This window comes from Streptomyces sp. NPDC046716 (assembly GCF_040645755.1).
Taxonomy (GTDB): Bacteria; Actinomycetota; Actinomycetes; order Streptomycetales; family Streptomycetaceae; genus Streptomyces.
On sequence record NZ_JBEYYU010000013.1, the window covers coordinates 138,300 to 151,613 of the forward strand.

The following is a 13,314-nucleotide window of genomic DNA, read 5'->3' on the forward strand; positions in this document are numbered from 1 at the left end:
ACGACGGAGGGGTTCCCGTGCCCACGGTGGCGAAGGAAAGGCCCGAGACCGGGGTGGTGGAGCCCCCTGACGGGCCACAAAACGGGTCAACTGGCGGGATAAGCCCGCGTGATTCGGTGTGGAAACGGTTTCACGGCAGCCGTACGCTGCTGCTGCTCATGGTCCCGGGCCTGCTGTACTTCCTGGTCTTCCACTACGGCGCCTTCGTGGGCAACGTCGTGGCGTTCAAGGAGTACGACCCGTTCGCCGGACTGTGGGGCAGTCCCTGGGTCGGCTTCGGCAACTTCAGCCGGATGTTCGCCGACCCGGACTTCTGGCACGCGACGTGGAACACCCTCTACATCGCCGTGCTGCAACTGGCCTTCTACTTCCCCGTGCCGCTGGCGATCGCGCTGCTGCTGCACAGCCTGACCTCGGACCTCGTGCGCCGCTTCGTACAGTCCGTGGTCTACCTGCCGCACTTCCTGTCGTGGGTGATCGTGGTCGCCCTGTTCCAGCAAGTCCTGTCCGACACGGGCCTGTTGAACAGCTTCCTCAGCGATTCGGGCCTGCACACCGTCGACATCATCGGCAACCCGGACGCCTACCGGCCGCTGGTCGTCGCCGAGGTGATCTGGAAGGACGCCGGCTGGGGCACCATCATCTTCCTGGCCGCGCTGATGCAGGTCGACGAGCAGCAGTACGAGGCCGCCGCCATCGACGGGGCCGGACCCTGGCGCCGCTTCTGGCACGTCACGCTGCCCTCGATCCGGCCCATCGTCGTCCTGCTGCTCATCATGCGGCTCGGCGACATCCTCTCCGTCGGCTTCGAACAGATGCTGCTCCAGCGGCAGTCGGTGGGCCCGGAGGTCGGCGAGGTCCTCGACACCTTCGTCTACTGGCAGGGCATCGTCGGCGGCGACACCGGCTACGCCGCCGCGGCCGGCCTCTTCAAGGGCCTGGTCGGCGCCCTCCTCGTCTACGTCGCCAACCGCATCGCGCACAAGCTCGGCGAGCAGGGGGTCTACAAGTGAGCACCGCAGTCCGTCCGGCGTGGCGGGAGAGGCCGAAGCCCGTCACCAAGGCCGCCAAGGGCCTCGCGGTGCTCGTCCTGCTCGCGCTCGTCCTCGTACCGTTCCTGGTGATCGTCTCCACGTCGCTCGCCTCCAACCAGGAGGTCGTGGCCAACGGCGGCTGGGTGCTGTGGCCGACCGACCCGAGCCTGCGCGCGTACCGGAACATCCTCTCCGGCGGCATCGTGACGCACGCGCTGGGCGTGAGCGTCGCCATCACCGTCGTCGGCACGTTCCTGTCGCTGGCGTGCACCGCGTGCCTCGCCTACGCGCTCAGCCGCCCCGGCGTCTTCGGCGGCAAGCCCGTGCTGCTGCTCGTGCTGTTCACGTTCCTCTTCCCGCCCGGCATGATCCCGGCGTTCCTGCTGGTCAAGGGGCTCGGCCTGGAGAACATGTACGCGGCGATCGTCGCGCCGGTCCTCATCAACGTCTTCAACCTGGTCGTCCTGCGCGGCTTCTTCCAGGGCATCCCGGAGGAGCTGTACGAGGCGGCCCGGCTCGACGGGGCCGGTGACTGGGCCACGTTCTGGCGGATCGCGCTGCCGCTGTCGAAGGCCGCCCTCGCGGTCGTCGGCCTCTTCTACGCGGTCAGCTACTGGAACTCCTGGTTCAACGCCTCCATCTACCTGGAGTCCGACCACTGGCCGTTGTCGCAGGTGCTGCGCATGTACGTGATCGGGGGCGCCCAGATCGCCGACACGGGCCTGAGCGAGGCGGGCATGGTCTCGGCGCCGCAGACGACGCAGATGGCCGTCCTCGTGATCGCGACCGTGCCGATCCTGATCGTCTACCCCTTCCTCCAGAAGTACTTCACCAAGGGCGTGCTCACCGGCGCCATCAAGAGCTGAGCCCCCGACACCTCACCCCAGAAGGGTTCTCCACCATGTCCGCGAACCTCTCGCGCCGTACTCTGCTGCGCTCCATCGCCGTCGGCGGCGCCGCGCTGGCCGCCCCCTCCGTGCTGACCGCCTGCTCCACCGAGACCGCGGGCGGCGGCGACGTCTCCAACGCGGGCAAGAAGGCGGCGGCCTGGCCCACGTACACCCCTTCGAAGGGCGCGGCGCCGGACCTGGCCGCGACCGCCGAGGGCGTGCAGGCCGGCTTCACCCGCTATCCGTCCGACCTGGTGAAGGCGGTCGCGGAGAAGCCGGGCACCGGCAAGCAGAAGATCAGAGTCATGACCATCACGTACGGCACCCCGCCCAAGCCCGCGGCGCAGAACAAGTACTGGGCGGCGGTCAACGAGGCGCTGGGCGTCGAGGTCGAGTTCACCGTGGTCGCCGACGCCGACTACCGCGCCAAGATGGCGACCGTGTTCGCCGGGGACGACATCCCCGACGTCATCAACCTCGGCGGCGGCTACGTCCTGCCGCGCCAGGCCCAGTTCATGAAGACCCGGTGCGCCGACCTCACCGAGTACCTGTCGGGCGACGCCGTCGCGAAGTACCCGAACCTGGCCGGCATCCCCACCTACGCCTGGGAGGGCATGGGCCGGGTCTCCGGCCGCATCTACGGCATCCCCGTCGAGCGGCCCAAGCCGCAGGACACCCTGTACTTCAACCGCGGGGCACTGACGAAGGCCGGCTACCAGCCGGGCATGACCTCCGACGACTTCACGGCGATGGCCAAGGCGGGCACCAGCGGCAAGAAGTGGGCGCTGGGCGCGTCGACGACCTCGTACTTCGGCTACAAGACGCACGCCAATTGGTTCGGCGCGCCGAACGAGTTCGCGATCGAGGGCGGCAAGGCGGTGCACTGGGGCGCCTCCGACGAGTTCCGGGCGACCCTGGAGTACCTGACGAAGCTGCGCGCGCAGGGCTCGTACTACCCAGAGGCCACCTCGGTCTCCCAGGTCGACCTGAAGACGCAGTTCTGGAACGGCTCGGTGCTGTCCATGACCGACGGCTTCCTCGCCTACCCGGGCGCCGCGCAGGGCATCAAGGACGCCTTCGACCTGGACGCGTTCGTGCCGTACACGGTCGACGGCGCGACCACCCGCTACCAGCAGAGCCAGGGCTGTTTCGGCACCACCGTCATCAAGAAGGCGTCGAAGGACCGGATCGAGCTGATCCTGCGCGTCCTCGACTACCTGGCCGCGCCGTTCGGCACCGAGGAGTACGAGCTCACCCACTTCGGCCTGGAGGGCACGCACTTCAAGCGGGACAAGGACAACAACCCGATCGCCACCGAGCTGGGCCTGGTCGAGTCGAAGACCAACGTGCCGTTCATGTACCTCAGCGACGCCCCGCAGGTCCTCTACGCGCCCGGCACCCCGGACGTCGTGAAGCGGCTGCACGCCTGGCAGAAGAAGGTCGTCCCGCTGATGCAGCCGAACATCCGCTACGGCCTCCAGTCGGACACGTACAACAAGCAGGGCACCGCGCTCCAGCAGCTCTTCGACGACGGGGTCACCGCGATCGTCAGCGGCCGCAAGAAGCTCTCCGACTGGGACGCCGTCTACGCCAAGTGGCAGGCGCAGGGCGGAAAGAAGGTCATCGAGGAGTTCGGCGAGGAGTACGCGGCGGCCCACTGATCCGGACCGCGCGCGATGATGGTGCGGGGCGGGCCCGCCCCGCACCACGACAGACCGAAGGGGACAGACGAGTGGGCGAGAAGGTCACCATCCGGGACGTGGCGGCACGGGCGGGCGTCTCGGTGGCGACGGTGTCGCGGGTGCTCGCGGGCTCCTACCCGACCTCGGCCGCCTCCCGCGCGAAGGTGCTGCGCGCGGCGAAGGACCTGGACTACGTGGCGAACGCGCACGCCCGCGCGCTCGCGGGCGCGGGCCGCAAGACCATCGCGGTGCTGATGCTCGACGTGGTGAGTTCGTTCTACGCGGCCGTGGCGCAGGGCGTGGAGATGGAGGCGGCCCGGCACGACCGGCTCACGCTCGTGGCGTCCACGGGCGCGGACCCGGCCCGCGAGCTGGCCCTGGTGCAGATGATGCGCGAGCAGGCGGCGGAGGCGGTCGTGCTGGTCGGCGGGGTCGTGGAGGACGACGAGTACCGGGAGCGGATGGCCCGGTACGCGCAGTCGCTGGCCGCCGCCGGTTCGCGCCTGGTGCTGTGCGGCCGTCCGGCGCCCGCGCCCGACGTGCCCGCGCTCGTCGTCGAGTACGACAACGAGGCGGGCGCCCACGCCATCACCAGCCATCTGCTCGGCGCGGGGCACCGCAGGATCGCGCTGATCGGCTACCAGCCGGGCAACACCACCGGCGAGGACCGGGTCCGCGGCTATCTGCGCGCCTTGGAGGACCACGGGGTGCCGCGCTCGGAGGCGCTGCTGCACGGCGTCGGCTTCGGCCAGTTCAACGGCGACGAGGCGATCCGCGACCTGCTCCGCAAGCGCGACGGGAAGCCGGACTTCACGGCGGTCTTCGCGGGCGACGACCGGGTCGCCGCCGCCGCGATCAAGGCGCTCGCGGAGTACGGGCTGCGGGTCCCCGAGGACATCTCGGTGGTCGGCTACAACGACGACCCCGTCGCCGCCGACATCACCCCGGCCCTGACCACGGTCCACATCCCCGGCGAGGAACTGGGCCGCACGGCGGTCCGCCTGGCCCTCGACGGCGCGGGCCGCACCAGCCAGCAGCGCCATCTGCTGGGGACGCACATCGTGGTGCGGGAGAGCGTGGGGCGGGTGCGGCCGTAGGGATCCGCCGCCCGGTGCGCATACCTGGCGGGGGTAAGGTGCGGGCTGTGCCGCCGCAGCCGACCACGCCGTCGAGTGGCCGCCCGGGTGTCCGCCCCGGCGGTCGGCTGCTGCTGTTCGTGGCCCTGCTCCTCGGGATCGTCGGGATGCACACGCTGGGGCATCCGACGGGGCACGCCATGGCGTCGGAGCACGGCATGGCGATGTCCGGTGCGATGTCGGAGCCCGTCGTGGAGGCCCCTACGGTCGTGGCGCACGAGCACGGGAAGCCGGGCGGCGTCGGGACGGGCATGGACCCGCTGAGCGTGTGTCTGGCGGTGCTCGGCTCCTTCACGCTGCTGCTGTTGCTCGCGGCGACGCCGCTGCCGCCCGCGTCCGAAGTTGCGCTCGGGCCCGCGCTGCGCGGCCCGGGCCACGCGCACCGCCCGCGTCCTCCCCCGCCCCGTACGTCGTTGTCGCTCCTGTCGGTGCTGCGCATATAGGTCCGCGCCCCGGCTGCCTCGGCCTGCCCGGATCAGGTAGGCCCGAAGCAGCGGACGCGTTCGGCACAGCACGCAGCACGACACCGACATCGAGGTGTGACTCAGTCATGCGCAACACTCCGCAATCCCCCCAGCCCTCCCGGATCACCCGCCGCACTCTTCTCGGCGCGTCGATCGCCGTGGCCGGTACGGGAGTTCTGGCCGCCTGCTCCGGCGACGGCTCGGGCTCCGACTCCGGGCACGCGAACCACGGTGCGCCGCCCGCGGGCTACGTCGATCCGGCCGGCCCGGAGGTCGCCGCGGCCGAGCGGCGGCGCGGCTCGGGCGGCCGGCTCCGGAAGGTCTCCCTCACCGCCGCCGCGACCCGGCTCGACCTGGGCGGGCGCACCGTCGACTCCTGGTCGTACGGGGGTGAACTGCCCGGCAAGGAGGTGCGGGTGACCGCGGGCGACACCCTCGCCCTCACCCTCGCCAACCACCTCCCGGAGCCCACGTCCCTGCACTGGCACGGCCTGGCCCTGCGCAACGACATGGACGGCGTCCCCGGCGTCACCCAGCGGCCGGTCGCACCGGGCGCCGACTTCACGTACCGCTTCAAGGTCGCGCACCCGGGCACGTACTGGTTCCATCCGCACTCGGGCACCCAGCAGGACCGCGGCCTGTACGCCCCGCTCGTCGTCGACGACCCCAGGGAGCCCCTCTCCTACGACAAGGAGTGGGTGGTCGTCCTCGACGACTGGGTCGACGGGGTGGACGGCTCGACTCCGGACGCGGTCCTGAAGGAGCTGCGCGCGGGGATGGGCATGGGCGGCGGCTCCGGCCACTCCGGGCACGGCATGTCAGGGATGGGCGGCATGTCGACGACGGCCGGGACGGCCTCCCCCGGCCCCTCGGGCCCGGCCGGCCCGTCCCGCATGATGATGGGCGCCACCAGCGATCTGCTGGGCGGTGACGCGGGCGACGTGGCCTACCCGTACTACGTCGTCAACGGCCGTACCCCGAAGGCCCCTTCCTCCTTCCGGGCCCGCCCCGGCGACCGCATCCGCATCCGTTTCATCAACGCGGGCGGCGACACGGCCTTCCGGGTCGCGCTCGGCGGTCACGCGATGACGGTGACGCACACGGACGGCTTCCCGGTCCGGCACGCGACGACGGACGCGCTGCTGCTCGGCATGGGCGAGCGGTACGACGTCCTGGTCACGGCGGGCGACGGCGTCTTCCCGCTGACGGCGCTGGCGGAGGGCAAGAAGGCGTCCGCGCTGGCGGTGCTGCGCACGGGCGCCGGGTCGGCGCCCGCCGCGTCGGCCCGTCCGAAGGAGCTGGACGGCCGCCTGTTGACGGCCGACAGGCTGCGGGCGGCGGACGAGGTGGCGCTCCCCGCCCGCGAGCCGGACCGCACGGTCCGGCTCCAACTGACGGGCGGGATGGCCGAGTACGACTGGGCGTTCGACAAGAAGCCGTACACGGCGGACCGGCGGCACCCGGTGCGCGCGGGCGAACGGGTCCGTCTCGTCCTCGCCAACTCGACCGCGATGTGGCACCCGGTCCATCTGCACGGCCACACGTTCGCCCTGGCGAACGTGGCGGGCGGTCCCCGCAAGGACACCGCGATCGTGCTGCCGAACGGGACGCTGACGGTGGACTTCGACGCCGACAATCCGGGGCTGTGGATGCTCCACTGCCACAACGTCTACCACTCGGAGGCGGGGATGATGACGGTGCTGGGCTACCGGGCCTGATCCCGGGAGCCGCCCGGCGGGGTCCGTGTCAGCTCCGTACGGACTCCGCCTCGGCCGCCTGCGCGACGCTGCCCGCCACCAGCCGTCCGGCCCGCGCGGGCTCCCGTCGCCGGTCGACCGAGAAGGCGATCCCGGCCACGGCGAGGCCGAGCACGGCGAGGGCCGCGCCCGCGAGCGCCGGGGAGGTGACGCCGAAGCCCGCGGCCAGGGCGAGGCCGCCGATCCAGGCGCCGCCCGCGTTGGCCAGGTTGAAGGCGCCCTGGTTGGCGGAGGAGGCCAGGGAGGGGGCCGACGCGGCCTTCTCCATGACCATCAGCTGGAGCGGCGAGCCGGTGACGAACGCCGTCAGGCCGAGCAGCAGCACGCCCAGCGGGGCGCTCCACTCGGAGCGCATCAGCAGCGGGAAGAAGGCGAGGACCACGCCCAGGGACGTCAGTCCGCCGAAGAGCGTGGCGCGCAGCGAGTGGTCGGCGAGGCGGCCGCCCAGCAGATTGCCGATGGTGGCGCCGACGCCGAACAGAGCGAGGAGCAGCGTCACGCTGGAGTCCGCGAATCCGGCGGCGTCCGTGAGCATCGGCGTGATGTAGCTGTACGCGGAGAAGAGCGCGCCGAAACCGGCGACCGTGGTGCCGAGGGCCAGCCAGACCGGCAGCGACTTCAGGGCGCGCAGTTCGCCCCGGATGCCGACGGTCGCGCCGTGTCCGTGGTCGGCGGGGACGAGCGCGGCCAGCGCCGCGATGGCGGCCAGGCCGATCGCGCTGACCGCGAGGAACGTGGCGCGCCAGCCGAGCTGCTGCCCCATGGCGGTGGCGACGGGGACGCCGATGATGTTGGCGACGGTCAGGCCGAGGAACATCAGGGAGACCGAGCGGGCCTTGCGCTCGGGGGCCACCAGCGAGGTGGCGACGACGGCGCCGACGCCGAAGAACGCGCCGTGCGGCAGGCCGCTGACGAAGCGGGCGGCCATCAGCCAGTGGTAGTCGGGGGCGGCGGCCGACACCGCGTTGCCCGCGACGAACAGCACCATCAGGCCGATCAGGACCCGGCGGCGCGGCATCCGCGCGGTGAGGGCGGCGAGCAGCGGGGCGCCGATGACGACGCCGAGCGCGTACGCGGAGACGAGGTGTCCGGCGGTGGGGATGGATATGTGCAGGTCGTCGGCGACATTGGGCAGCAGGCCCATCATCACGAACTCGGTCGTGCCGATGCCGAAGGCGCCCACAGCGAGAGCGAGCAGGGCGAGGGGCATGAAGGATCTTCCCGGAGTACTGGAGTGAGCGGAACTCATAAGTTTACTGGCGGAACAAAGCCTGACGCATCCAGTATTCCGGCAGGTTAAAGCCGTGTGTACACGATGGTGCGCGGGAGCGGACTTACGTCACACCCGCACGCGCGCGGCGATCGGAAGATGGTCGCTGCCGGTCCTCGGCAGCGTCCACGACGACACCGGCTCGACGCCCTTGACCATGATCTGGTCGATCCGCGCCATCGGGAACGCGGCCGGCCAGCTGAACCCGAAGCCGCTGCCCGCCGCGCCCTGCGTGGAGCGCATCTGGGCGGTCACGGGGCTCAGGGCGCGGTCGTTCATCGTGCCGTTGAGGTCGCCGAGCAGGATGACCTTGCCGAGCGGTTCGTGGGCGATGGCCTCACCGAGGGCGTCGGCGCTCTTGTCGCGCTCGCTGGCGGTGAACCCGGAGTCCAGCTTGACCCGGACCGACGGCATGTGGGCGACGTACACGGCCACCTTGCCCTCGGGCGTCGCGACCGTGGTGCGCAGCGCGCGCGTCCAGCCCAGCTTGATGTCGACGGGCGAAGTGGCGGAGAGCGGGTACTTGCTCCACAGCCCGACGGTGCCCTCGACCGCGTGGTACGGATACGTCGACGCGAGCGCCTTCTTGTACGTCGGCAGCGCGTCGCTCGCCAACTCCTCCAGCGCGACGACCTGGGCGCCCGACGCGGCGACGTCCTTGGCCGTGGCGGTCGGGTCGGGGTTGTCCGCGTTGACGTTGTGGGTGGCGACCGTGAGGTCACCGCCGCTCTTCTGCTTGTCGGTGAGCAGTCCGCCGAAGACGCTGAACCACACGATCACCGGGACCAGCACCGCGATCACCGCGGTCGCCGACCTCCGCACGAGGGCGAGGATCAGCAGCACCGGGACGAACAGTCCCAGCCACGGCAGGAAGGTCTCGGTCAACGAGCCGAGGTTGCCGATGGTGTTGGGGATCTGCGCGTGGAAGAGCATCACCAGCGCGACCAGCACCGCGAGGACCGCCAGCACGATGCCGCGCCGCCAGTACCCGCGATCGCGTCGCAGCCGCTCCCCGAGGCGCCGCAGCCGAGCACCCGGCCCCTGCCGCCCGGAACCCTCGGCGTCCCCGCCGTCGTACGCCTGCGCCATGCCCTTGTCGCCTCACTGCCTGCCGTGCCCGCCGTCCTCGCGTCCGACCCTAGGCGATGCTCGGCGCCTTTCCGTCCCCTCACACCCTTCAGGGGGTGGTTGGGTGACGACCGTCATGCCACGAGGACGAGCAAGGCGGCGTGCGGAGTTCCGGTCGTGGAGGTTCATGGCCTTCTCTGTGACGAAACCTGCACATTCGCCGGACTCAGCTCTGCGCCTTCAGTCCCGCGAGCACGGTGTCGACGATGCGTTCGGACAGATCGTCGGCCAGCGGCGCGTCGGACCGCATCATGGTGCGCAGCAGCATCGGCCCGGTGAAGAGGTCCCCGGACAGCTCGACGTCGATCCCGGCCGGGAGTTCGCCGTCGGCGACGCCGCGCCGCAGCACGTCGTACAGGAGGCGGCGCCGGGGTTCGACGACGACCGAGTGGTACGCGTCCCAGAGCTTCGGCAGGGTCTTCATCTGGGCGAAGACGTTGTGCAGCAGGGCCGAGGTGCGCAGGTTGAGGCCGCGCCGGCGCATGTGCTCCAGGAGCCGGACCAGGTCGTCGCGGAGCGAGGTGCCGGGCAGGTCGGGGTCGGGCTCCTCGATGGAGGCGACCACGTCGACGAAGAGCTCCTCCTTGCCGGACCAGCGCCGGTAGATGGTGGCCTTGCCGACGCCCGCGGTACGGGCGATGCGCTCGATGGACAGCTCGGCGAGCGGCACCCCCTCCTCCAGGAGCCGGACGACGCCCTCGACGATGGCCAGTTCGACGGCCTCGCTGCGCGGGCGCCCCCGGGTTGGCGCCGCGCCGTCCGGGGCCGGGACCCGGGAGGCGGGCAGCGGATGCCGTCCCGTCCGTCGCGCGCCGCGCCCCGTACCGACGCCCTCCATGCTTCCCACGGTCTCCACCTCGCGCATCGTCCGCCCCGGCCCCGGACCCGGCCCGCGACCGGGCCGCGGCCCGCTGACCGGAATCCAGTCTTCCGACCGGGCTCCGGGGCGATTGTCCCAGCGTCGTCCGCCCCGGTGCACCGGGCTCAGCCGCCCGTGCCGACCTTCTCCGGCTCGTCGCTCCGGGTGGTGGGCCCGGCGGGCGCCCTGCCCGGCAGGAAGAGCCCGGTGACCACGGCGCTGAGCAGCGCGATGGCCGCTCCCCACAGCGCGGTGACGTGCATGGCGTGCAGGAACGAGTCGTTGGCCGCGCCGACCAGGCCCTGGGCGCGCGGCCCGATCTTCTCGGCGACACCGAGGGTGGCCTCGATGGACGCGCCCGCGGTGTCGCGCACCCCGGCCGGCAGCAGGCCGAGCTTGTCCTCGATGCCGTTGCGGTACGTGGTCGAGAGCACCGAGCCCAGGACAGCGATGCCGAGCGCGCCGCCGACCTGCCGGAAGGTGTTGCTCAGCGCGGACGCGGAGCCCGCCTTCTCGCGCGGCAGCGCCTGCATGATGACGACGCTGGTCGGCGTCATCACGTGCGCCATGCCCGTGCCCATGAGGAAGAAGATGACTTCCAGGAGCCAGATCGGGGTGCCGGCGTCGAGGATCGTGAACGCGGCGAGCATCCCGGCGAGCAGCACGAGGCCGCCCGTGGTCGTGGCCTTCACGCCGATCTTCTCGACGACGAGCCTGGCCCGCGGCGCGAAGATCAGCTGGGCCACGGCGAGCGGCAGCATCAGGGCGCCGGTCTGCAGCGGGGAGTAGCCGCGCACGCTCTGCGTGTAGAAGACCGAGAAGAACGTGACGCCCATCAGCGCGAAGAAGACCAGCGCGATCGCGGCGATCGCCGCCGAGAAGACCTTGTTCTTGAAGTAGTCGATGTCGATCGACGGGTGGTCGCTGCGCTTCTCGTAGAGCACGAACGCGGCGAGGACGACGAGACCCGCGACGATCGTCGCGAGGACCTTGGGGCCGGTGAAGTCGCCCTCGTCGCCGCCCTTGATGATCCCGTAGACCAGCAGCACGAGACCGACGATGGACAGCACGACGCCGATCAGGTCGATCCGGCCCGGCTTCGGGTCCTTGGAGTCGGGCACCAGGGCGAGCATCAGGATCACGGCGAGGATCACGATCGGCACGTTCACCAGGAAGACCGAGCCCCACCAGAAGTGGTCGAGCAGCAGTCCGCCGGTGATCGGGCCGATGGCGATGGCGAGGCCGACGCCGCCGGCCCAGATGCCGATGGCCTTCGGCTGCTCCTCGCGCTCGAAGACGTTCATCAGCACGGCGAGCGTGGCCGGCATGACGAAGGCGGCGCCGAGGCCCATCACCGCGCGGAACGCGATGAGCTGGACCGGCGTGCCGGACTCGGCGGCGAGCGCGGAGCCGACGCCGAACACCACGAGTCCGCCGATGAGGACCTTCTTGCGGCCGAGCCGGTCGCCGAGGAGTCCGGCGGTGAACAGCAGCCCGGCGAAGACCAGGGTGTACGCGTTGATCGCCCACTCCAGCTCGCTCTGGGTGGCGCCGAGACCGGTGGGCGCGGGGGTCGAGATCGTCTTGATCGCGACGTTCAGGATGGAGTTGTCGAGGACGACGATCAGCAGGCTCAGCATGAGCACACCGAGGATCGCCCAGCGACGGCGATGCACGGCCTCCGGTATCCGGGGAGCCGCGGGAACGGCGGGAGTGGTCATGTGTACGAGCCTAGGCTCATTTCGATACGGCCCCGTCTCGTATTGGAAGTATTGAAAATTTCCGGGCGAATCCCTTACCGGGGCTTTACGCGGCGGTGGCCCCTGGCGCCGGAGCGACACCGGGTGCCACCATGGAGGTGATCCGGGGACGCCGTCAGGGCGCCTCGAGACGACGGAATTGAAGGAGCGGTTGCGATGACGCAACACACGCCACTCCAGGCTGCCCAGAAGCAGTCCACCGACAGCAGCAATCCCAAGGCGCTGTACGGAGGCACCAGCAGCCGGCGCATCACGGTGCGCGACATCTCGCTCGCCAAGGAGCGGGGCGAGAAGTGGCCGATGCTGACCGCGTACGACGCGATGACGGCCTCGGTCTTCGACGAGTCGGGCATCCCGGTGATGCTGGTCGGCGACTCGGCGGGCAACTGTCACCTCGGCTACGACACCACGGTCCCGGTCACCCTGGACCAGATGATCATGCTCTCGGCCGCCGTCGTACGCGGCACGTCGCGCGCGATGATCGTGGGCGACCTGCCGTTCGGCTCGTACCAGGAGAGCCCGACGCAGGCGCTGCGGTCGGCGATGCGGCTGGTGAAGGAGGCCGGGGTCGGCGCCGTCAAGCTGGAGGGCGGCGAGCGCTCGCACTCCCAGATCAAGCTGCTCACCGAGGCCGGCATCCCGGTCATGGCACACATCGGCCTGACCCCGCAGTCGGTCAACACGCAGGGGTACCGCGTGCAGGGCCGCGGCGAGGAGGCCGCGCAGCAGTTGCTGCGGGACGCGAAGGCGGTGCAGGACGCGGGCGCGTTCGCGGTCGTCCTGGAGCTGGTTCCGGCGGAGCTCGCGGCCGAGGTGACGCGGATCCTGCACATCCCCACGGTCGGGATCGGGGCCGGTCCGGAGACGGACGCGCAGGTCCTGGTCTGGACGGACGCGCTCGGCCTCACCGGCGGGAAGATGCCGCGCTTCGTGAAGACGTACGCCAATCTGCGGTCCGTGATGTCCGACGCGGCGAAGGCGTTTGCGGAGGACGTGGTTGGCGGAACGTTCCCCCTGGAGGAGCACTCCGTGCACTGATCCATCCCCCCTTGAGCCATAGCGGCACCAACGCGGCCCGCCGATCTTCCCCCGTCGGCGGGCCGCGGCCGTTTTCGTGGCGGGTGCTCGGCGCGGCCTTCGGCCTGCGCATCGTTCGATACCCACCCGCAGCCACCCGTGCGAGTGCGTTGTCGGCGAACGGTCCTGGTCCTCCTGTGGGGCTTCCCGCCGTCGGCGGCTCCCCGTCTCAGGCCGATCGTGCGACGGTTGGTCGGCGGGGGTACCCGGCGGATCATGCCCGCCGCTTCGAGCCGGTCGCACAGCTGGCTGGCGGC

The 13,314-nt window shown here is 71.1% G+C and carries 11 protein-coding genes; 7 read left to right on the forward strand and 4 right to left on the reverse strand.

Translation table 11 applies throughout. The features are described 5' to 3' along the window. Positions 1 to 158: 158 nt before the first annotated feature. The 6 genes from ABZ930_RS13090 to ABZ930_RS13115 all read left to right on the forward strand — a co-directional run bounded on the left by ABZ930_RS13090 (position 159) and on the right by ABZ930_RS13115 (position 6,924). Positions 159 to 1,013 (forward strand): ABC transporter permease subunit, encoded by an 855-nt coding sequence (locus ABZ930_RS13090; protein WP_361546079.1) that lies wholly within the window; start codon positions 159 to 161, stop codon positions 1,011 to 1,013. Further along, positions 1,010 to 1,900 (forward strand): carbohydrate ABC transporter permease, encoded by an 891-nt coding sequence (locus tag ABZ930_RS13095; protein WP_361546040.1) that lies wholly within the window; start codon positions 1,010 to 1,012, stop codon positions 1,898 to 1,900. Before ABZ930_RS13090 ends, ABZ930_RS13095 begins: the two co-directional genes overlap by 4 nt. A 35-nt stretch (positions 1,901 to 1,935) precedes the next feature. Beyond that, positions 1,936 to 3,585, forward strand: coding sequence for an extracellular solute-binding protein (locus ABZ930_RS13100; protein ID WP_361546043.1), 1,650 nt, complete (start codon positions 1,936 to 1,938; stop codon positions 3,583 to 3,585). A gap of 71 nt (positions 3,586 to 3,656) precedes the next feature. After that, positions 3,657 to 4,703 (forward strand): LacI family DNA-binding transcriptional regulator, encoded by a 1,047-nt coding sequence (locus ABZ930_RS13105; protein ID WP_361546046.1) that lies wholly within the window; start codon positions 3,657 to 3,659, stop codon positions 4,701 to 4,703. A 47-nt stretch (positions 4,704 to 4,750) separates the two neighbouring features. After that, positions 4,751 to 5,185, forward strand: a complete 435-nt coding sequence (locus ABZ930_RS13110; protein ID WP_361546049.1) for a DUF6153 family protein — start codon at positions 4,751 to 4,753, stop codon at positions 5,183 to 5,185. 107 nt (positions 5,186 to 5,292) lie between these two features. Then, positions 5,293 to 6,924 (forward strand): multicopper oxidase family protein, encoded by a 1,632-nt coding sequence (locus ABZ930_RS13115; RefSeq protein ID WP_361546052.1) that lies wholly within the window; start codon positions 5,293 to 5,295, stop codon positions 6,922 to 6,924. A 28-nt stretch (positions 6,925 to 6,952) separates the two neighbouring features. Here the strand turns inward: ABZ930_RS13115 and ABZ930_RS13120 are convergent, their stop codons facing one another. The 4 genes from ABZ930_RS13120 to ABZ930_RS13135 form a co-directional block, all read right to left on the reverse strand. Further along, positions 6,953 to 8,173 carry an MFS transporter gene (locus tag ABZ930_RS13120; RefSeq protein WP_361546055.1) on the reverse strand — a complete coding sequence of 407 codons (1,221 nt, stop codon included), beginning with the start codon at positions 8,171 to 8,173 and terminating at the stop codon, positions 6,953 to 6,955. Positions 8,174 to 8,302: 129 nt separating this feature from the next. Then, positions 8,303 to 9,322, reverse strand: coding sequence for an endonuclease/exonuclease/phosphatase family protein (locus ABZ930_RS13125; RefSeq protein ID WP_361546058.1), 1,020 nt, complete (start codon positions 9,320 to 9,322; stop codon positions 8,303 to 8,305). A gap of 205 nt (positions 9,323 to 9,527) precedes the next feature. After that, positions 9,528 to 10,217: a TetR/AcrR family transcriptional regulator gene (locus tag ABZ930_RS13130; protein WP_361546061.1), complete on the reverse strand. Its 690-nt coding sequence runs from the start codon at positions 10,215 to 10,217 to the stop codon at positions 9,528 to 9,530. A 128-nt stretch (positions 10,218 to 10,345) separates the two neighbouring features. Then, positions 10,346 to 11,941: a DHA2 family efflux MFS transporter permease subunit gene (locus tag ABZ930_RS13135; protein WP_361546064.1), complete on the reverse strand. Its 1,596-nt coding sequence runs from the start codon at positions 11,939 to 11,941 to the stop codon at positions 10,346 to 10,348. 195 nt (positions 11,942 to 12,136) lie between these two features. Between ABZ930_RS13135 and panB the strand changes: the two genes are divergently transcribed. Further along, a complete protein-coding gene (gene panB, locus ABZ930_RS13140; RefSeq protein ID WP_361546067.1) occupies positions 12,137 to 13,018 on the forward strand; it encodes a 3-methyl-2-oxobutanoate hydroxymethyltransferase in 882 nt (293 codons plus the stop codon). Positions 13,019 to 13,314: the final 296 nt, after the last annotated feature.